We start from the raw sequence: 20,319 nt of genomic DNA, 5'->3' as shown, positions 1-20,319 counted from the left end.
CCCTTCAGTGCCGGAAGACGCCGAAGCCGTCGGCGCCCCTGACCGGTCCGTTGTGGATCGCCGAGAGGCAGAGCCCGAGGACGGTACGCGTGTCCCGAGGATCGATCACCCCGTCGTCGTAGAGCCGGCCGGAGAGGAACAGCGCGCCCGACTGCGACTCGATCTGCTGCTCGACCATCATCCGCATCGCCGCGTCGGACTCCTCGTCGTAGTCCCGCCCCCGGGCGGCGGCGGCCTGCCGGGCCACGATCGACAGCACCCCGGCGAGCTGCGCCGGGCCCATCACCGCCGACTTGGCGTTCGGCCAGGTGAACAGGAACCTCGGCTCGTACGCCCGGCCGCACATGCCGTAGTTGCCGGCCCCGTACGAGGCCCCGAGGTTCACCGTGAGGTGCGGCACCGTCGAGTTGGACACCGCGTTGATCATCAAGGCGCCGTGCTTGATGATGCCGCGCTGCTCGTACTCGGTGCCGACCATGTAGCCGGTGGTGTTCTGCAGGAAGACCAACGGCGTGTCGGAGGCGTTGGCGAGCTGGATGAACTGGGCCGCCTTCTGCGCCTCCGCGCTGAACAGCACCCCGCGCGCGTTGGCCAGCACACCCACCGGATAGCCGTGCAGCTCACCCCAGCCGGTGACCAGCGAGTCCCCGTACGCCGGCTTGAACTCGTCGAAGTCACTGCCGTCCAGGATCCGGGCCAGCACCGCACGCGGGTCGAACGGCACCTTCAGATCGGAGCTGACGATACCCAGCAGCTCTTCCGGGTCGTACTTCGGCGGCTGCGGCACCGCCGTCCGTGGCGCGGGACCCTGCTTGCGCCAGTTCAGCCGGCGTACGCACTGACGGGCCAGGCGGATGCCGTCGCGCTCGTCCTCGGCCAGGTAGTCCGCCAACCCGGACGTGCCGGCGTGCATCGCCGCGCCGCCCAGCGACTCGTCGTCGGTGACCTCGCCGGTCGCCATCTTCACCAGCGGCGGCCCGGCCAGGTACACCTGCGACCGGTCCCGAATCATGATCACGTGATCGGACATCCCCGGCACGTACGCGCCACCGGCCGTCGCGTTGCCGAAGACCACGCTGACCGTGGGGATGCCGGCCGCCGACAGCCGGGTCAGGTCCCGGAACACCCGACCGCCGGGGATGAAGATCTCCGCCTGGGTGGGCAGGTCCGCCCCGGCCGACTCGACCAGGTTGACCATGGGCAACCGGTTGGCGAGGGCGATCTCGCCGGCCCGCCGGGTCTTCGCGAGGGACCACGGGTTGACCGCGCCGCCGCGTACCGTCGGATCGTTGGCGACGATCAGGCACTCCACGCCCTCGACCACGCCGATGCCGGTGACCACGCTGGCGCCGACCGGGAAGTCCGTGCCATACGCGGCGACCGGCGACAGTTCGAGGAACGGGCTGTCCGCGTCGATGAGCAGCTCGATCCGCTCCCGGGGCAGCAGCTTGCCGCGCGCGTGGTGCCGCGAGACGTACTTCTCGCCCCCGCCCGCCCGCGCCTGGTCGAGTGCGGCGTCCAACTCGGCCAGCCGCTCCACCAGGGCCGCCCGGTTCGCCGCGTACCCGGGCGCGGTCGGGTCGATCGCGCTGTCCAGGATGCTCATAGGCCCATGCCCTTCGCGATGATCTCGTTCATGATCTCGGTGGTGCCGCCGCCGATGCCGAGGATCCGCGCGTCGCGGTAGTGCCGCTCCACCTCGGCGTCGCGCAGGTAGCCGAAGCCGCCGTGCAGTTGCAGCGCCTGGTCGACGACGTGGTCGCAGGCGGCCACGGCCACGTTCTTCGCCATGGCCACCTCGGTCACCACGGGCTCGCCCGCCGCCACCCGGGCGGCCACCTCGTGCACGTACGACCGGGCCGCCTCGGCCCGGGTGTGCATCTCGGCCAGCCGGTGCCGGACCACCTGCCGGCCGACCAGCGGACGCCCGAAGGTCTCCCGGTCCCGGCACCAGCGCATCGCCAGCTCCACGCAGCGCTGCGCGGTCGCGTACGCCTGGGTCGCCAGCGAGAGCCGCTCGGCCGCGAAGTGCTGCATGATCGCCAGGAAGCCGGTGTTCTCCGCGCCGATCCGGTTGGTCACCGGCACGCGCACGTCCAGGAAGGACAGCTCGGCGGTGTCCGAGCAGTGCCAGCCCAACTTCTCCAACCGGCGTCCCACGGTGAACCCCGGCGAGTCCTTGTCGATCACGAGCAGGGTCAGCGCGCCGCTGCCCGGGAAGTCGGTGCACACGGCGGTGGTCACGAAGTCGGCCCGGTGACCGCTGGTGATGTAGGTCTTCGACCCGTTCACCACGTAGTGGTCGCCGTCCCGGACGGCGGTCGTGCGGATGCCGGCCACGTCCGAACCGCCGTCCGGCTCGGTGATCGCCAGGGCGCCGATCATCGTGCCGGCCAGGGTGGGTCGGACGTACCGCTCGATCAGGCCGTCGTCACCCGGGGACGGGACGCCGGTGAGCCGGCCACCCAGCGATCCACCGGTACGGGCACCGGCCGCGGCGACCATGTGCGGCAGCGCGATGCCGTGCGTGAACAGGGCCGCCACCAGCCCGGACGACCCACCGGCGCGGATCAGTTCCTCGGTGACGATGATCGAGTCGAGCAGGTCGCCGCCGCTGCCGCCGACCGACTCGGGAAAGCCGATACCGAGCAGGCCGAGCTTCGCGGCGGTGGCGTGCAGCGCCCGGGGAACCTCGCCGGCCCGCTCCCAGTCGTCCAGGTGCGGCAGCACCTCCCGGGTGACGAACGCGCGGGTCAACTCGCGGAGCTGTCGGCGCTCCGGGGTGTCCACGATGCTCATCGGGCAACCTCCGCCGGCAGGTCGACGATCCGTGCGCGGAGCAGCTCACCCAGCGCCTTGGCCTGCGGATCGAACCGGGTGGACGCGGCGACCCCGGCCCCGAGCAGACCCTCGATCACGAAGTTCACCGCGCGCAGGTTCGGCAGCTCGTACCGCCGGACGGTCAGCGCCGCCGTCTCGGGCAGCAACTCGGCCAGGCGTTCGACGGTCAACCAGGCGCGCAGCCACGCGTACCCGTCCTCGGAGCGCGCCCAGACGCCGAGGTTGGCGTCCCCACCCTTGTCCCCGGAGCGCGCGCCGACCAGTTCACCGAGCGCGCCGCGCCGGGTCGGGCCGGTGACCGGCGCGTCGCCACCCGGGGCTGTCTCGTCCGGCGTCACGGGAGCCGTGCGGATCGGCGGGGGGATCGGCACCCGCTCGCCGCCGGGCAGGACCGCCACCTGGGCGACCTCGTCCTGCGGCACGGTGTCGGCGGTGAAGACGCCGTACGGGGTGGCGTCGCCGGGCAGCGTCGTCAGCGTGCAACCCGGGTACGAGGCCAACGTCAGCTCCACGGCGGCGGCCGAGAAGGCCCGCCCGGCCCGCGTCCGGTCGCTGTCCCGCAGGTGTACGTGCAGCAGGGCGCTGGCCGCCTCGGTGTCCGCGGCGTCCGGGTGATCGGTACGGGCGAGGGTGAACTCCAGCCCGTCCGTGCCCACCGCCTCCTCGATCTGCCCGCGTACCAGGGCGGCCTTCGCCTCGATGTCGAGGCCGCACAGGACGAACGTCATCGAGTTCCGGAAGCCGCCGAGGTTGTTGACGCCCACCTTGAGCGTGGGCGGCGGCGGGGTGCCCCGTACACCCGAGACCCGCACCCGGTCCGGTCCGTCGGGGTGCAGGGTCACCGTGTCCAGGCGGGTGACCACGTCCGGCCCCAGGTACGCCGGCCCGCCGATCTCGTACAACAGTTGGGCGGTGACGGTCTCCACGGTGACCGCGCCACCGGTGCCCGGATGCTTGGTGAGCACGGCGGAACCGTCGGGGTGCACCTCGGCGATCGGGAAGCCGGGCCGGTGCCCGCCGTCGGGCAGTTCGGTGAAGAAGCTGAAGTTACCCCCGGTGACCTGCGCGCCGCACTCCACGAGGTGTCCTGCGACGGTCGCCCCGGCCAGCTCGTCGAGGTCGTCCCGGCGCCACCCGTAGCGTGCGATGGCCGGGCCTACCACCAGCGACGCGTCGGTGACCCGGCCGGTCACCACCACGTCGGCCCCGGCGTCGAGGCAGGCGGCGATCCCGAACGCGCCCAGGTACGCGTTCGCGGTGAGCGCGTCGGCTCGCGGGAGCGCGTCGCCCTCGACGTACCCGACCCGCACCGCCAGGCCCAGCCGCCCGGCGAGCGCCTCGATGGCGGCCGCCAGGCCGGCCGGGTTCAGTCCGCCGGCGTTGGTCACGAGCCGTACCCCCCGGTCGAGGGCCGTGCCGAGGCACGTCTCCGCCTGGCGCAGGAACGTCTTCGCGTAGCCCAGGTCGGGGTCGCGCAGCCGGTCCCGACCGAGGATCAGCATGGTCAACTCGGCCAGGTAGTCACCGGTCAGCACGTCCAGCTCGCCGCCGTCGAGCATCTCCCGCCAGGCGGTGAACCGGTCACCGTAGAAGCCGGAGGCGTTGCCGATGCGGATCACGGGCGTACCCCGTTTCCGCCGGCCGGCGTCCGGCCGTCGCCCGGCGGCCCGGCGAAGGCCTGGGCCACGTCGAGCCATTCGTCGGCGACCGGGCCGGTCGGCCGCAGGGCGAGGTCCGCCCGGTGCCGGCGCTGGGTGACCAGGAGACAGAAGTCCCGGGCCGGACCGCTCAACCGGTCGGCGGCGTCCGCCGGGCCCCAGGCCCAGGTGTCGCCGTCGGGCGCGGCCAGCTCGACCCGGACCGGCGACGCCGGCGCGGGACGGCCGTGGGCGGTGAACCCGTGCCCGAGGGTACGCACACCGAGGTGCGCCACGTGGCGGAGGCGGCCGGTGGCCGGGCGGACGACACCGAGGGCGTCGGCCACGTCCTCACCGTGCGCCCAGGTCTCCATCATCCGCGCGGTGGCCATTGAGGTGGCCGACATCCGGGTGCCGTACCAGGGCACCTTCTCACCGGCCGGAACGGCGGCCAGCGCGTCGGCGAGCGCGGCCCGGCCGGCCCGCCAGCGGGCCAGCAGGTCGACCGGTGGCGCCAGGAACTCGTCGACCCCGGCGTCCACCAGCCGGGTCACGTCCGGCGCGGCGATCACCGTCGCGTAGAACGCCTCGGCGTCGGTGGCGGCCAGCAGCGCCATGTGGTCGGTCCAGGCCAGGTGGGCGATCTGGTGCGCGACGGTCCAGCCTGCCGCCGGGGTCGGGCGGGCCCAGTCGGCCACGGACAGCGGCGTGACCAGCGCGTCCAGGTCGGCGGACTCGTCGGCCAGATCTGTGAGCAGGTCACTGAGGTCGACCATGGTGCCTCCGGTCGGTGCGGGCCCCGATGGCCGGGGTCAGGGCGTGAGCAGGGTGGCGAGCTGGCGTTTCCAGGTGACGAGCAGGGCGGTACGACGGGTCGAGTCGTCGCTGAGCAGGTTGGCCACCCCGAGCCCGCGCATCAGGTCGAGGGTGGCCTGCACCGCCTCGCGGACGCCGGGCCGGCGCTCGTCGACACCGAGCAGCGCGACGGTGAGCCGGTGCATCTCCCGGCCGACGGTCGCCTCCAACGGCACCAGGGCGTCGCGCAGCTCGCGGTCGGTGCGGGCGGCCACCCACAGTTCGAGCGCGGCCACGAAAAGCGGACCGGTGAACGCCACGCCGAGCAGGTCGATCACCCGGTCGAGGCGCTGCGGCCCGGCCGGCAACGCCTCGGCCTCGGTGCGTAGCTCCTGGGCCCGGCGTTCGGCCAGGTGCGCCACGGCGGCCGTGACCAGCGCGGCCTTCGTGGGGTAGTGGTGCAACTGGGCGCCCCGCGAGACGCCGGCCCGGGCGGCCACCACGGTGGTCGTGGTGCCCGACCACCCGTGCTCGATGAGACAGTCGACGGTGGCTTCCAGCAGGCGGGCCTGGGTGGCGCGACTGCGCTCCTGTTGGGGGACACGCGTCGATGGCGCAGGGGTCGATGCGGCGGGGGTCGATGCGGGAGGCACGCGAACAGCCTGTGGCCTGAGAAACAAACAGTCAAGACTGACTTTTTATGGGCCGGACGACGGGGCAGTGGCCCGGCGCCGTCCCCGCCCGGTCTCCTTGCGGTCTGCCGGGTGGCCTTACCCGGTCTCCTTGCGGTCTGCCGGGCGGCCCCACCTGCTCTCCTCGGGCCCTGTCGAGCTGCCCCAGGAATGGGGCGGCGAGTCGAGTCCCGAATCGTCTGCTCCAGATCCGGGGCAGCTCGACAGGACCCGGCCACCTACTCCGCGGTCCTGCTCGCCACTTCCGCCCGGCCGTGCCCCGGGGCGAGGGCTGGCTGGTCAAAGCGTGCGCGTTGGGCGGATCCGTGCAGGTCAGCGGCCGTCTCGGGGAGCGAAGACGGCGAGCGCGTCGGCGTCGCTGTGGCGGGAGCGCAGGTACTCGTCGGCCCACGCGGCGGCGTCCGGATAGCCCGATTCCGCCGCCACCCGGGCGCACGCCGCGTCCACGTCGAAGGCAGTGCGGCGCAGCTGGACGCCCGGTCCGAGAAGGGCCCACCATGCGCCCGCGCCCCCGTACGGCATGCCGACGCTGCCCGGGTTGACGACCAGCCGGCGATCGACCAGCCGGGTGAAGGGCATGTGGGTGTGGCCGCAGACCACCGTGCGGACCTCGGCCGGCAGACCCGCGAACACCTCGGCCCAGCGCTCCATCCGCGAGTCGACGAGCACCATCTCCTCGTCGTCTCGGGGTGTCGCGTGGCAGAACAGTGTCGGGCCCAGGCCGTCGATCTCCAGCGTCACGGTCGCGGGCAGCGCGGCCAGCCGGGCGACCTGATCGTCCCGGAGTTGCCCGGCCGCCCAGTTCGACACCTCGATCGAGGCGGGTCGGCCCGCGCGGGCCTCGACCAGCTCACGTTCACAGTTGCCGCCCACCCAGCAGACCCGGTCACCGAGGTCGGCGAGCAGATCCAGCACCTCGACCGGCTGCGGACCGGCCGCGATGTCGCCGGTCAGCACGATGAGGTCGGCGGCGGCGACGTCCGGCTCGGCCAGCACGGCCTCTAGCGCGGGCAGTACGCCATGGATGTCGGAGAGCACGGCGACCCGGTTCAGCATTGCCCCACTCTCGGCCCGACAGTCGCCCCGAGCCAGCGATTCTGCGCCGGGCAGACAACCCGGGCAGACAACGACGTTCCCGCCTCGCCGTCGGTGACGGAGAGGCGGGGACGTACCGATGTCTCAGACGCGGGCGCGACGGGCCAGGCGCTCCGGGTCCAGGATGATGATGCTCTTGCCGTCCAGCCGCAGCCATCCGCGCGAGGCGAAGTCGGCCAGGGCCTTGTTGACGGTCTCCCGGGAGGCGCCGACGAGCTGGGCGATCTCCTCCTGGGTGAGGTCGTGGGTCACCCGCAGGACGCCGCCGTCGCGGGTGCCGAACCGTCCAGCCATCTGGAGCAGGTTCTTGGCGACCCGGCCCGGCACGTCCGTGAAGATCAGGTCGGCGAGCGAGTCGTTGGTCCGGCGCAACCGCCGGGCGAGCACGCGGAGCAGCTGCTCGGCGATCTCCGGCCGGTTGTTCAGCCACGGGCGCAGCGCCTGCTTGCGCAGCCGTACCAGCCGGGTGTCGGTCACCGCGGTGGCGGTCGCCGTACGCGGACCAGGGTCGAAGAGCGACAGCTCACCGACCATGTCCGACGGCCCCATCACCGCGATCAGGTTCTGCCGGCCGTCCGCCGCCCGGCGGCCGACCTTGATCTTCCCGGACAGCAGGATATAGAGGCTGTCACCGGGCTCGCCCTCATTGAAGACGATCTCGCCCTTGCGGACCTCGATCGTCTCCATCTCCTTGGCGAGCGCCTCGGCAGCTTCCGGGTCCACACCCTGGAAGATCCCGCTGCGGGCCAGTACCTCATCCATCGCGCACCTCCGGTTGCGCGTGCCGTCCGTCGGCCGGGGCCGCCGTCCGCTGATCCCCTCGCGCGCCGCCAAGTCTAGGCGCACGTGAGCACGAATCAGAGGTCGCCCCTGGAATCTTGATCGGTGGGCGTAACCTGCCCGACGTGCTGAGGGACCCGATTCTGACCAGCCGCGTCGAGGGCGGGCGGCCCGTACCGCTGCTCGTCTGGCGTGCCGACGGCCCCCTGCGGGCGGCCAGCAGCGGCCCGCTGGGCGGCGGCGTCGGCCTCCGGCGGTGGGTGCTGAACGCGACCGTGCCCATGTCGTACGACCGGGACGACCCCGCCGCCCACTTGGCCGCACTCGCCGCGGACCTGGCCCTGGACGGGCCCGGGGTGGGTCTGCTGACCGGCGTCGACGTGACCGAGGTGGTGACCCGGACGGACACCGGGGTGCGGGCCTGGGCGACCGTCGGGCTCGGCACGCCGGTGCCCGCCGCCGCGCCGGCCGCGGGCGCGCTCAGCCAGCGGGTGGGCACGGTCAACATCGTGGTGTACGTGCCGGCCCGGCTCGCCGACTCGGCCCTCGTCAACGCCGTCGCCACCGCCACCGAGGCGAAGACCCAGGCCATCGGCGAGCTGGGACTGCCGGGGACGGGCACGCCCACCGACGCGGTCACCGTGCTCTGCCCGGTGGACGGGCCGGAGGCCGCGTACGGCGGACCGCGCTCGACGTGGGGCGCCCCGTTGGCCCGAGCCGTGCACGCCGCCGTGCGCGCGGGCGGCGAACGGCCGGTCGTGCCCTGGTCAGACCGGCTGACCGGCTGAACTTCCGACCGATCGGCCCTCGTCGGCGCGTTTCGGGGTCGGTAGGGTCGCGGGCGATGTACGCTACCGCCCCTTCCGCGCCCCGCCCGTTCCGCCGCGTCGCCGTCGGCCTGGCGGCGCTGCTGGCCGCCCTGCTCGTGGCCGGCTGCGCCGACAGCGGGGAGGCCCCGACGTGGCAACCCGGCGCCGGTGGTGGTGGCACGGGCGCGCCCGTGAACACGGCCGGCCCGAAGGCCAGCGGCGGCGCGACGGCCGCCGACGGGGGCGGTGCCATCTCCCTCTCCGCGACCGGCGACATCATCATGGGCAACGCGCCCGGTCGGCTGCCCGCCGCCGGCGGGAAGGGATTCTTCGACTCGGTCACCGCCGCGCTCAAGGCCGACCTGGTCATGGGCAACCTGGAGGAGCCGCTGACGGTGGACACCGGCACCGGCAAGTGCGGGGCCAACTCCACCCGCTGCTTCCAGTTCCGGGCCCCGCCCGAGTACGCGGCGCACCTGCGCGACGCTGGCTTCCGGGTGCTCAACCAGGCGAACAACCACGGGTACGACTACGGGCCCAAGGGCTACGAGAACACGCAGCGGGCGTTGCAGAAGTACGACCTGGAGCACACCGGCGCACCGGACGAGATCACCGTGGTCGACGTCAAGGGTGTCAAGGTCGCGGTGGTCGGCTTCTCCTCGTACGTCTGGTCCAACAGCCTGGTCGACATCCCCAAGGCCAAGACGGTGGTCGCCAAGGCGGCCACCATGGCCGACCTCGTCGTGGTGCAGGTGCACATGGGCGGTGAGGGAGCGGACAAGACCCGGGTGAAGCCGGGCACCGAGCTGTTCCTGGGCGAGAACCGGGGCGATCCGGTCAAGTTCTCGCACGCCATGATCGACGCGGGCGCGGACCTGATCGTCGGACACGGGCCGCACGTGCTGCGCGGCATGGAGTTCTACAAGGGGCGGCTGATCGCGTACAGCCTGGGTAACTTCGCCGGCGGCGGCAACTCGCTGAGCAACGCCGGGCGGCTGGGCTGGGGCGGGGTGCTGAAGGTGTCGCTCAAGCCCGACGGGAGCTGGGCCGGCGGCTCGTTCACCTCGACGTACATGAACTCGACCGGCAAGCCGACCATGGATCCGGACGACCGGGGCCTGGGGCTCGTCACCGAGCTGAGCCGTACCGACTTCCCCAAGGCCGGGGCCCGGTTCGACGGGCAGGGCAGGATCACCGCGCCGACCGGCGGTTGACCGAGCAGGAACGTCCGGGGTGCGACGTAGGCTGGCCGTCGTGACCAGTAGCCCTCCCGGCGCCAGCGAGACCGACCTCGGGCGCACCCGCCGCGCCCGCAAGATCGGCCGGGTGCTGACCGAGACGCACCCCGACGCGCACTGCGAGCTGGACCACTCCAACGCGTTGGAGCTGTCCGTCGCCACCATCCTGTCGGCCCAGTGCACCGACAAGAAGGTCAACGAGGTCACCCCGAAGCTCTTCGCCCGCTACCCGGACGCCGCCGCGTACGCCGGTGCCGACCGGGGCGAGATGGAGGAGCTGATCCGACCCACCGGGTTCTACCGCAACAAGACGGACTCGTTGCTCAAGCTCGGGCAGGCCCTCGTCGACCGGTACGACGGTCAGGTCCCCGGCCGGCTCGCCGACCTGGTGACGCTCCCCGGGATCGGCCGCAAGACCGCCAACGTCATCCTCGGCAACGCCTTCGACGTCCCCGGCATCACCGTCGACACGCACTTCCAGCGACTGGTGCACCGGTGGCGGCTGACCACCGAGACCGACCCGGTCAAGATCGAGCACGCGATCGGCGCGCTGTATCCCAAGCGCGACTGGACCATGCTGTCGCACCGGATCATCTTCCACGGGCGGCGGGTCTGCCACGCCCGCAAACCGGCCTGCGGGGCGTGCACGCTCGCGAAGCTCTGCCCCTCGTACGGCGCCGGGCCGACCGAGCCGGCCGCCGCCGCCAAGCTGCTCAAGGGTCCCCGGGCGCGTGAGCTGGCCGTGGCGGCCGGGGTCGACCCGGAGCTGGTGCCGCCGCAGGCGGTCGCCGCGGAGGTGCCGTGAACCACCTGCTCACGGGTGCCGTCACGCGGCGGCTCGCCCTGCTCGCCGTGCCGCTCACGCTGTTCGTCGCCGGTTGCACCGGCAACCCGGCCGACGACCCCGCGCCCAAGCGGACCGCCGTCGCCGAACGGCCGTCGCCCTTCCGGGACTGCGCCGCGTTGAGCACGGCCCCCACGGCCGGGACGCCCAGCCCCGGGGCCGTCTCCGCCTCGCCCGCCGCGGGTGGGCCGGAGCTACCGGCATTGACCCTGCCCTGTTTCACCGGCGGTGCGCCGGTCGCGCTGCGGGACGTGGCCGGGCCAGCCGTGATCAACGTGTGGGCCTCCTGGTGCGGGCCGTGCCGCAAGGAGCTGCCGGCCTTCCAGCGGCTCAGTGAGCGGACCGCCGGCCGGCTCCAGGTGGTCGGGGTCAACACGCGGGACAGCCGCAGCGGCGCCCAGTCGATCGGCGAGGACTTCGGCGTACGGTTTCCGGTCCTCGTCGACCAGGGCGACGCGCTGCAACGGGAGCTGCGGCGCAACGCCTTCCCGCTGACCCTCTTCGTCGACGCGGCGGGCCGGATCCGGCACGTCGACGCCACCGGGGCCCTCGACGACGCCCAGCTCAGCACGCTGGTGCGCGAGCACCTGGGCGTGGCGGTGCCGGCGTGACCCGTCGACCTCCCGGCTGGATCGACCCGCTGCTGAGCCGGCTGGGCACGGCCCGCGTCGAGGACTTCACCCGGCTCACCACCCCCGCCGAGGGTGGCCGGGAGAGCGCCGTGCTGGTGCTGCTCGGCGAGCAGCCCGACACCGGGCCGGACGTGCTGATCCTGCAACGGGCCGCCACCCTGCGTAACCACGCCGGCCAGCCGGCCTTTCCCGGTGGAGCGGCCGACCCGGAGGACGCCGACGCCCGCGCCACCGCGTTGCGCGAGGCCAACGAGGAGGTCGGTCTCGACCCGGCCAGCGTGACCGTGCTGGCCGAGCTGCCGAAGCTGTGGATACCGGTCAGCGACTTCGTGGTCACCCCGGTGCTGGCCTGGTGGCACCACCCGCATCCGGTGCACCCCCGGGAGCCCGCCGAGGTGGCGCACGTGGCCCGCCTGCCGATCCGCGAACTGGTCGACCCGGCCAACCGGCTGCGGGTCCGCCATCCCAGCGGCTGGGTGGGACCGGCGTTCTCGTCGCGCGGCATGCTCGTCTGGGGCTTCACCGCCGGGGTGCTGGCGGCCCTGCTCGAGATGGGTGGCTGGGCCCGCCCGTGGTCGCCGGGCCGGCTCGTCGACCTGCCGCCCACCGGTGCCACGCCGGCTCCCTCGGCCGGCACCGACGACGTCGACGAGACCGCCCTGCGCTGACCACGCGGTCACCTTCCGCAAGCGATGGTCATCCGCCGGGCGCGGTGCCCGTACGCTGGACCCCGTGTCCGTCGTGGATCTCGTCCTGCTGCTGCTCATGCTCGTGTTCGCGATCAGCGGATACCGCCAGGGTTTTGTCATCGGCATCACCTCGCTGTCCGGCTTCTTCCTGGGTCTCCTGCTCGGCCTGCAACTCGGGCCGCTGTTCGCCCGACAGTTCGTCGACGCCGGCACCCGGGTGCTGATCTCACTGGTGGCGATCTTCGGTCTGGCGGTGATCGGGCAGGCGCTCGCCGGCTGGCTCGGGTCGCACCTCCGCAAGACGATCACCAGCGACGTGGGCCGGCGGGTCGACGACATCGGTGGCGCCTTCGTCTCCCTGTTCGCGGTGCTCCTGCTGGCCTGGCTGGTCGCCGTACCGCTCGGGTCGTCGTCGGTGCCCTGGCTCGCCGCCTCGGTGCGCAACAGCGCGCTGATCAGCGTGGTGAACGGGATCCTGCCGGAGGAGGCACACCGGCTCTCGACCGCGTTGGAGGACACCGTCGACACCGACGGTTTCCCGGACGTCTTCGGTGGCCTCGCGCCCACCCGGGCCCGGCAGGTCGAGCCGCCCGACCCGGCGCTGGCGGGCTCCCAGGTGGTGGTCAACGGTCAGCGTTCGGTGGTCAAGGTGCTCGGCTCCGCGCCGAGCTGTTCGCGCCGCATCGAGGGCTCCGGCTTCGTGTACGCCGACGACCGGGTGATGACCAACGCCCACGTGGTCGCCGGTACCCGTTCGGTGGCCGTGGAGCTGGGCGGGGAGCGGTACGACGGCCAGGTGGTGGTCTACGACCCCAACCGGGACCTGGCCGTGCTGCTGGTGCCGGGGCTCCCCGGCCCGTCGCTGCGGTTCGCCGCCGGCAACGCGGGCAGCGGCTCGGACGCCATCGTGCTCGGCTTCCCGCTCGACGGCCCGTACAACGCGCAGTCGGCCCGGGTGCGTGACGTCGACCGGATCAAGGGGCCGGACATCTACTCCTCCGGCGACGTCACCCGGGAGATCTACACGATCCGGGCCCTGGTGCGCAGCGGCAACTCCGGTGGTCCGCTGCTGTCGGCCAACGGCCTGGTGCTCGGCGTCATCTTCGCGGCGGCGGCCGACGACCCCAACACCGGCTTCGCGGTGACCGCCGCCGAGGCCCGCCCGGTGGCGTTGGCCGGGGCCGAGCGGAACCGGGCGGTCGCCACCGGCGAGTGCACCTGAGAGCCGTACCGATCAGGTCCGGGCCGGTTCTGCGGTCGGCAGCTTCGCGTGTCCCCAGCGCACGCCCCGGTCCAGGACCGCCCGCGCCATGATCGCGACGCAGGTGCCGCCGTTCAGGAAGGACGCCGCCACGTCGCTCGGGTGGTGCATTCCCCGGTACATGCGGGTCAGCGCCACGCCCACCGGCACCAGCAGCAACAGCGTCCACCAGGCGACCTTCGCGCCGGTGCTGCGCGCCCGCAGGGCCATCAGCACCGCGATACCGACGTAGAGGGCCACCGCGGCCGAGGTGTGCCCGGACGGGAAACTCGACGTGGGCGGCGAGGTGTCCATGTGCTCCACCGCCGGCCGCTGCCGGTCGATCACCATCGTGGTGAACAGGAACACCAGCGCCTGGGCGGTCACCGCCGCGCACAGGAACAGGGGCTCCCGCCAGCGCTTCAGCCAGAGTCGCAGCGCCAGGGCCACCAGCACGGTGACCACGACGATCATCTGGGTGCTGGCCAACGTGCTGAACACCAGCGAGACGTCGTTCCAGCCGCCGGTGCGGTCACCGGCGAACTCCCGGTTGACGGAGTCCTCGACGGTGAACGGCCAGGTGTGCGCGAACACCCGGGTGATCAGCACCCCGAGCAGCACCATGACGCCGAAAAGGAGGGACACCGGCAGCAGCACCCGCCGGACGATCTGGACCACGGTGTCGGACATGAGCCGGCCAGTACCCCCTCGGCGTCGTCGTCACGCCTCAGGTCGCGTCGGGCCGCCGCTCGACCTCGGGCGCGACACCCTCGCGGACCGGTCGGACCGGCCGCAGACCGGTGTGCGCCCGCCAACTGGTGAACGCGGCGGTGGTCGCCGCGACCACCGCCACGCCGAGCAGCCAGCCGCCGAGCACGTCACTGGTGAAGTGGACGCCGAGCACCACTCTGCTCAGCCCGGTGACCAGCGTGATCAGCACCGCGGCGACCCAGAGCGCGACCCGCGACGCCCAGCGCCGGACGTACGGCAGGAACACCAACAGCAGCACGCCGGCGGCCAGGGTGGCGTTCAGCGCGTGCCCGGAGGGGAACGAGTAGCCGGCGGCCCGCGCCACGGGGTCGAGCAGTTCCGGCCGGTCCCGGCCGACAAGCAACTTGAGCAGCGGCCCCAGCAGTCCGCCGACGACCATGGTGGCGGCCGCCCAGAGCGCCAACCGGCGGGCCCGTCGGCGCAGCAGCCAGATCACCACCAGCAGCACGACGGCGCGCAACGGCATCGGCGCGAACACCTCGCTCCACACCCGCATCAGCAGCACCCAGGCCGGGTGGTCCACCGCGTGCCCGTGCAGCGCGTCGGTGATCGTCGCGTCCAGCCGGTGCAGCGGCGCCCACGCTCCGAGCACCAGCAGAGCGAGCAGGGCGAACGGCACCAGCACCAGGAACGCCGCCGTCGCCGCCAGGGTCAGCCGCAGACCCAGCGAGTGGTCCGGGTCGAGGCGACGCCGCCGCCAGGACGGGTGCCGGGTGGTGTCGCGGGTACGGGTGGCGGGCGTGCTCATGCGGTCGGTTCTACCCCAACCACCCGGCAATCAGGCCTGCCGCGCGACGGTCAGCGGGCGCGCTGACGGAACCGGCGCACCATCAGCGCCGCGCCGGTCACCAGAGCGGCGAAGACCGCGGCCCCCGTCCACAGTTGCTCCGACGCGGACTCGGCCGGTACGCCCGCCGGGCGGGCCGTCCAGCCGGTCTGCTGCCGGGGCGCGGTGAACCCGAGCGGGTCGCTGCCGGCGCCGCTCACCGGGTCGTCGTCGCCCGAACCGGGGGCCGGTCCGAAGCCGACCACGCCCGGCGAGGTCTGGTCGTCCAGCGGGTTGCCCGCGACAGCGGGGACGTCCGCCGTCAGCGCGGCCACCGGGTCGACCACCCCGTACCCGAAGCGGTCGTCCCGGCCGGTCGGGCCGATGTCCCGGGCGGTGGCCAGGAGTCGGTTGACCACCTGACCCGCGGGCATGTCCGGGTAGCGGGAGCGGACCAGCGCGGCGGTGGCGGCCACCAGGGGCGCGGCGAAGCTGGTGCCCTGCACCCGCCAGTACCCGTCGGCCGGACGGGCACCCACCAGGCCGGTGGCCGGGGCGGTGAGCACCGTCGCCCGGCCGGTGATCGCCCCGGACCAGAGGTTGTCGCTGCTGCGCTCCAACCCGGAAACCGCGATCACGCCCGGCTCGCGGGCCGGGTACCAGACCTTGGTGTCGGGCGACGTGGCCAGGTTGCCGGTGCAGGCGACCACCACCACGTCGCGGGCGAACGCGTAGTCCAGCGCAGCGGCCAGAGCCGGGCTGTCGCCGCTGCCGCCGAGCGACAGGTTGATCACCCGGGCACCGTGGTCGACCGCCCACCGGACGCCCTTCGCGACGATCAGGGCGTCGTCGTACTTGTTGCGCTCGTCCAGCACTCGGACCGGGAGGATCCGGGCGTCCGGCGCCAGGCCGACCACGCCCCGCTTGTCGTCGTTGCGGCCGGCGATCAGGCCGGCGACCGTGGTGCCGTGGCCCACCGGATCCGGGCCGGCGCCGCCGGCCGGCCCGACCAGGTCGAGGCCGGGCAGCACCTGACCGGCCAGGTCGGGATGGTTGCCGTCCACACCGGAGTCGACCACCGCGACGGTCACGCCGCGGCCGGTGGAGGTGCGCCAGGCCGTGTCGGCCCGCAACTCGTCGAGCTGCCACTGCTCGTCACGGACCTGGTCGGTGCGGGAGACGCTGTCACCGGGAGCGAACGCGGCCGGCGCGCCGGCGAGTTGCCCACCGCTGCTCGGGGCGGCGACGGGCGCGGCGGTCGGCACCGCGACGGCGGCCAGCGCCACCACGCCGAGCAGCGCCCGGCCGGCCCGCCGGGCCACTGCCGGAGCGCTGTGCCGAACCCCAGTCACATCCTCTGCCATTCATCCCGACGGAACCATGACGATCGGAGATTACCGGTTTCCTCACGCGTCACGGGAGGAACCGCGAAGACAGGTCACGGTGGCGGCAAATGTGCCAGTTGCACGAGGCGTACGCCCTCCCGCCGGGTGACCAGCCGACCACGGCCCGGCGGCAACGGCCCGGGGCGTACCGGGCCGACGAGCGCGCCCTCCTCGGGGCTGCCCGCCATCACCAGCCCGGCGGTGGAGAGTTCCCGCAGCCGCTGCACGATCGGCTCGTACTGGGCCCGGCCCGCGCCCCCGGAGCGGCGGGCCAGCACCAGGTGCAGGCCGACGTCGCGGGCGTGCGGCAGATGCTCCTCCAGCGCGTGCAGCGGGTTCGCCGGACCGGTGGCCACCAGGTCGTAGTCGTCGACGAGCACGAACAGTTCCGGCCCCGACCACCACGAGCGGTCGCGCAACTGCTGCGGCGTGACCTCCGGACCGGGCGCCCGTCGCTGGAGGTAACCGGCGGCCGACTCCACCAGGTCGGCGGTGTGCGCGGCGGCGGTGCCGTAGCCGATGAGGTGCGGCGTCTCGATGGCGCCGAGCAGGCTGCGCCGGTAGTCGACGAGGATCACCCGGGCCTCCTCCGGCGTGAACCGCGCGGTGATCGACGCGGCCAGCGCCCGCAGGAACGAGGACTTGCCGCACTCGGCGTCCCCGAAGACCACGAAGTGCGGCTCGGCGGCGAAATCGAGCTGGACCGGCCGCAGGTCGGCCTCGGCGACCCCGATCGGCAGTCGCAGCCCGCTCGCGGCGGTCAGATCCAGATCGGAGTACGGCAGCACCGGTGGCAGCAGCCGGACCGGAGGCACCACCGGCCCGGCCCAGTTGTCGGCGATCCGCTGGACGAGTTCGGCGGTGCCACCGTCGGGGTCGGCGAGTCGCGGGAGCGCGGTCAGGAAGTGCAGGCTCTGGGCCGTCACCCCCCGGCCGGGGCGCTCCGGCACGTTCGCCGCCGCCCGCCGGGCGACAAGCGAGTCGGCCGGGTCGCCGAGGCGCAGCTCCAGCCGGGAGCCGAACAGGTCCCGGATCGCCGGGCGGAAGTCCAGCCAGCGCACGGCCGTGGCGACGACGTGCAGCCCGTACGACAGACCACGGGTGGCCAGGTCGGTGACCAGCGGTTCCAGGTCGTCGTACTCGCTGCGCAGCGTGCTCCACCCGTCCACCACCAGGAAGACATCGCCGAACGGGTCGTCGTCCGGCTGGTCGGTCGTCGCCGACGCGGCCCGGCGGTCCCGGTAACTCGCCATCGACTCGACGCCCAGCTCGGCGAAGCGGCGCTCCCGGTCGACCAGGAGGGTGGTCAGCTCGCCGACGGTGCGTCGTACCGCGGTCGGGTCGGCGCGGCCGGTCACCCCGCCCACGTGCGGCAGGTCGCGCAGCGCGGTGAGGCCGCCGCCGCCGAAGTCGAGACAGTAGACCTGCGCCTCGGCCGGGGTGTGGGTGAGCGCCAACGCGCAGATCAGCGTCCGCAGCGCGGTGGACTTGCCGCTCTGTGGAGCGCCGACCACCGCCACGTGCCCGGCCGCGCCGTCCAGGGTCAGCCAGAGCAGGTCCCGGCGCTGCTCCAACGGCCGGTCCACCACGGCCACCGGTACGCCGAGCGCCCCGTGCAGCTCGGGGTTGGCCACGGTGAGCCCGCGCGTCGGGTCCACCTCGACCGCGCCGACCAACTCGTCCAGGGCTGGCGGGTCGCCGAGCGGCGGCAGCCACACCTGGTGGGCGGGTGGACCCTGCCCGACGAGCCGTCCGACCAGCAGGTCCAGCAGGGTCTCCCGGGCGGTCTCGTCCTCGGCCACCATGGGCAGGGCCGGGGTGGCCGGCTCGGGCAGCGGTACGGCGTGGGTGGTGAACGTGAGCAGGCGGGCCTCGTCGCCGTCCGCCGCGCCGGCCGTGGCGGTCCGCCGACGTACGGTGCCGGAGACGTAGGCGGCCTTGAACCGGGCCAGCGGGTCGGTGCCGGCACGCAGGTAGCCGTGGCCCGGCGAGCGGGGCAGCTCGTGGGCGTCGGGCACGCCGAGCACCGTGCGGGACTCCAGCGCGGAGAAGGTACGCAACCCGATCCGGTACGACAGGTGCGTGTCCAACCCGCGCAGCCGGCCCTCCTCCAGGCGCTGGCTGGCGAGCAGCAGGTGCACGCCGAGCGACCGGCCAAGCCGGCCGATCTGCACGAACAGGTCGATGAAGTCCGGCTTGGCGGAGAGTAGTTCGGAGAACTCGTCGCAGATCAGCAGCAACGACGGCAGTGGGGCGAGCGGGCTGCCGGCCGCCCGGGCCCGCTCGTAGTCGCGCACGCTGGCGAAGTTGCCGGCCCGGCGCAGCAGCTCCTGCCGGCGGACCAGCTCCCCGTTGATCGCGTCGACCATCCGGTCCACCAGCGGCAACGCGTCGGCCAGGTTGGTGATCACAGCGGCGGTGTGCGGCAGCCGGTCGAACGGCGCGAAGGTGGCACCGCCCTTGAAGTCGACCAGGACGAAGTTGAGCTGCTCGGAGCTGTGCGTCGCGGCCAGCCCCAGCACGAGCGTGCGGAGCAGTTCGGACTTGCCCGAGCCGGTGGCCCCGATGAGCAGGCCGTGCGGGCCCATCCCGTCCTGCGCGGACTCCTTGAGGTCCAGCTCGATGGCGCCACCGTCGACGCCCACCCCGATCGGCACCCGCAGCCGGTCCCGGGACGAGCGCGGCGTCCAACCCTGCTCGGCGGTGAAGCTCTCCGGGTCGCCGAGACCGAGCAGCTCCGGCAGGCCCAGCTCGACCTCCAGCGGGGCGTCCGGGCCGCGGGCCGTACCCGCCAGCCGCAGTGGCGCCAGCCGTCGGGCCACCGCCTCGGCGTCGGCCAGGTCGAGGTGGTCGGCCGTGCCCACCTCGGCGTGCCCGTCGACCGACCACGAGTGCAGCCGCCGGCCACGCAGCTCCAGCAGCAGCGCGTACCGGTCGAGCAGGCGCGGCGGCGGCGTGTCCAGGTCCAGTACGGTGACCGCGTCGATGCCGCCGTCGCCGGTCAGGTCGGTGGCGCCGGTCAGGTCACCACCGTCGAGGACCACCACCACGTGCGGGCCGTCGGTGGCCGGCCCGGTCGGGCTGAACCGGGAGCGGCTGGCCACCACGTCCGCGAGCAGCCGTTCCAGCTCCGCGACCGACGAGGTCACCAGCCGGAGCGGCCCGAGCGCGTCGACGCGAGCGGGGTGGTGCGCGTGCGGCAGCCACTTGACCCACTCCCAGGCGGCGCGGCGTTCCGGGCCGGCGCAGACCGCGATCAGCAGTTCGTCGGGCGCGTGGAACACGGCGAGCTGGATCACCATGGCCCGGGTCAGGGCCTGCGCCGCCGGGTCACCGGTCGGCGTGGGCGGCCCGCCGCCGGCCGGGCCGCCGCGGGCGGTGCGTACGTGCACCCGGGCGAAGCTGCGCAGGGACAGGGCCACCGGCAGCTCCGGCACCACCGAGTACGCGTCCAGGAAGCGGCGCAGCGCGCCGGCCGTCATCGGCTCCAGCTCCTCGAGTGGCCGGGTGACCGGCGGCACCAGCGGGGTGGCCAGCGTCTGTGGCCCGACGGCGACGCGTACCACCGCGAAGTCCGGATCGCCGGGACGACGTTCCCAGACCCGACCGCTGTCTACCGTCGACCACAGTCGGGCCGGGTCGGGGTGTCGATAGTAGAGCCCGGCGCGCTGCTGTCCGGCGGTCTGCCGGACCCGACGCCGCAACGTCGCCAGGTGGCGCAGGTACTCGCGGCGGGCCGCCATCATCTCGGACTTCTTCGGGGTGCCCGAGGCGCTGCCCCACGTGGTGACCAGCATCGCCAGCGACGAGAGCCCGAACATGCCGCCCACCACGTACGAGTACGCGCCGCCGCCCCGCCCGAACATCATCGCCATCGCCACCGTGCCGCCGAGCATGGGCAGGACCATCAGTGCCTGCTGCCACCGGCCGCCGGCCACCGCCGGGATCTCCGGCGGTGCCTCCACGGGCAGTTCGCCCACCGGGATCTCCGGCGCCGGCCGACGCGGTGGGCGCTTGATGACGACTGTGGACACTCGGCCTCCTGACTGCGCTGGGTGACCCGAGCCTGGCTCATGGTAGGTAAAGTCCTGTCGTCCCCGCAGCC

The 20,319-nt window shown here is 73.5% G+C and carries 17 protein-coding genes; 6 read left to right on the top strand and 11 right to left on the bottom strand.

All coding sequences use genetic code 11. The features are described from left to right. Positions 1-4: 4 nt before the first annotated feature. The 7 genes from ACN263_RS28510 to ACN263_RS28480 all read right to left on the bottom strand — a co-directional run bounded on the left by ACN263_RS28510 (position 5) and on the right by ACN263_RS28480 (position 7,822). Positions 5-1,606 carry an acyl-CoA carboxylase subunit beta gene (locus ACN263_RS28510; protein ID WP_422737311.1) on the bottom strand — a complete coding sequence of 534 codons (1,602 nt, stop codon included), beginning with the start codon at positions 1,604-1,606 and terminating at the stop codon, positions 5-7. Next, on the bottom strand, positions 1,603-2,799 hold the full coding sequence (locus ACN263_RS28505) for an acyl-CoA dehydrogenase family protein (RefSeq protein WP_422737310.1): 1,197 nt from the start codon (positions 2,797-2,799) through the stop codon (positions 1,603-1,605). The genes ACN263_RS28510 and ACN263_RS28505 overlap by 4 nt, the downstream gene beginning before the upstream one ends. Next, positions 2,796-4,400 carry an acyclic terpene utilization AtuA family protein gene (locus tag ACN263_RS28500; protein ID WP_422740853.1) on the bottom strand — a complete coding sequence of 535 codons (1,605 nt, stop codon included), beginning with the start codon at positions 4,398-4,400 and terminating at the stop codon, positions 2,796-2,798. Before ACN263_RS28500 ends, ACN263_RS28505 begins: the two co-directional genes overlap by 4 nt. A gap of 56 nt (positions 4,401-4,456) precedes the next feature. Further along, positions 4,457-5,254 carry a TIGR03084 family metal-binding protein gene (locus ACN263_RS28495; RefSeq protein ID WP_422737309.1) on the bottom strand — a complete coding sequence of 266 codons (798 nt, stop codon included), beginning with the start codon at positions 5,252-5,254 and terminating at the stop codon, positions 4,457-4,459. Positions 5,255-5,290: 36 nt separating this feature from the next. Then, complete coding sequence (locus ACN263_RS28490; RefSeq protein WP_422737308.1) at positions 5,291-5,926, bottom strand: TetR/AcrR family transcriptional regulator; 636 nt, start codon at positions 5,924-5,926, stop codon at positions 5,291-5,293. 351 nt (positions 5,927-6,277) lie between these two features. Next, entirely contained in the window at positions 6,278-7,021 is a 744-nt protein-coding gene (locus tag ACN263_RS28485; protein ID WP_422737307.1) for a metallophosphoesterase family protein, read from the bottom strand. Positions 7,022-7,144: 123 nt separating this feature from the next. After that, positions 7,145-7,822: a Crp/Fnr family transcriptional regulator gene (locus tag ACN263_RS28480; protein WP_007466162.1), complete on the bottom strand. Its 678-nt coding sequence runs from the start codon at positions 7,820-7,822 to the stop codon at positions 7,145-7,147. Between the two features lie 143 nt (positions 7,823-7,965). On the opposite strand from ACN263_RS28480, the gene ACN263_RS28475 reads away from it, so the two are divergent. The 6 genes from ACN263_RS28475 to ACN263_RS28450 all read left to right on the top strand — a co-directional run bounded on the left by ACN263_RS28475 (position 7,966) and on the right by ACN263_RS28450 (position 13,274). After that, positions 7,966-8,628, top strand: a complete 663-nt coding sequence (locus ACN263_RS28475) for an adenosylcobinamide amidohydrolase (protein WP_422737306.1) — start codon at positions 7,966-7,968, stop codon at positions 8,626-8,628. A gap of 56 nt (positions 8,629-8,684) precedes the next feature. After that, a complete protein-coding gene (locus ACN263_RS28470) occupies positions 8,685-9,863 on the top strand; it encodes a CapA family protein (RefSeq protein WP_422737305.1) in 1,179 nt (392 codons plus the stop codon). A gap of 40 nt (positions 9,864-9,903) precedes the next feature. Next, positions 9,904-10,692 (top strand): endonuclease III, encoded by a 789-nt coding sequence (gene nth / locus ACN263_RS28465; RefSeq protein WP_422737304.1) that lies wholly within the window; start codon positions 9,904-9,906, stop codon positions 10,690-10,692. 5 nt (positions 10,693-10,697) lie between these two features. After that, positions 10,698-11,342, top strand: a complete 645-nt coding sequence (locus ACN263_RS28460) for a TlpA family protein disulfide reductase (RefSeq protein ID WP_422740852.1) — start codon at positions 10,698-10,700, stop codon at positions 11,340-11,342. Beyond that, on the top strand, positions 11,339-12,031 hold the full coding sequence (locus tag ACN263_RS28455; protein WP_422737303.1) for an NUDIX hydrolase: 693 nt from the start codon (positions 11,339-11,341) through the stop codon (positions 12,029-12,031). Before ACN263_RS28460 ends, ACN263_RS28455 begins: the two co-directional genes overlap by 4 nt. Before the next feature lie 64 nt (positions 12,032-12,095). Beyond that, positions 12,096-13,274, top strand: a complete 1,179-nt coding sequence (locus ACN263_RS28450; RefSeq protein ID WP_422737302.1) for a MarP family serine protease — start codon at positions 12,096-12,098, stop codon at positions 13,272-13,274. Between the two features lie 12 nt (positions 13,275-13,286). Here the strand turns inward: ACN263_RS28450 and ACN263_RS28445 are convergent, their stop codons facing one another. The 4 genes from ACN263_RS28445 to eccCa all read right to left on the bottom strand — a co-directional run bounded on the left by ACN263_RS28445 (position 13,287) and on the right by eccCa (position 20,248). Beyond that, the gene (locus ACN263_RS28445) at positions 13,287-13,982 is read right to left on the bottom strand and encodes a phosphatase PAP2 family protein (RefSeq protein ID WP_422737301.1); all 696 of its coding nucleotides are present in this window, start codon (positions 13,980-13,982) and stop codon (positions 13,287-13,289) included. A gap of 37 nt (positions 13,983-14,019) precedes the next feature. Then, positions 14,020-14,811 carry a phosphatase PAP2 family protein gene (locus ACN263_RS28440; RefSeq protein ID WP_422737300.1) on the bottom strand — a complete coding sequence of 264 codons (792 nt, stop codon included), beginning with the start codon at positions 14,809-14,811 and terminating at the stop codon, positions 14,020-14,022. Positions 14,812-14,861: 50 nt separating this feature from the next. Further along, positions 14,862-16,193, bottom strand: a complete 1,332-nt coding sequence (mycP, locus tag ACN263_RS28435) for a type VII secretion-associated serine protease mycosin (RefSeq protein ID WP_422737299.1) — start codon at positions 16,191-16,193, stop codon at positions 14,862-14,864. Between the two features lie 74 nt (positions 16,194-16,267). Further along, on the bottom strand, positions 16,268-20,248 hold the full coding sequence (gene eccCa / locus ACN263_RS28430) for a type VII secretion protein EccCa (RefSeq protein WP_422737298.1): 3,981 nt from the start codon (positions 20,246-20,248) through the stop codon (positions 16,268-16,270). Between the last annotated feature and the right edge of the window lie 71 nt (positions 20,249-20,319).

Origin of the sequence: Micromonospora sp. WMMD729 (assembly GCF_049315225.1) — a bacterium.
In the GTDB taxonomy this organism is placed as follows: Bacteria; Actinomycetota; Actinomycetes; order Mycobacteriales; family Micromonosporaceae; genus Micromonospora.
This window is presented reverse-complemented; position numbering and strand designations above follow the sequence as displayed.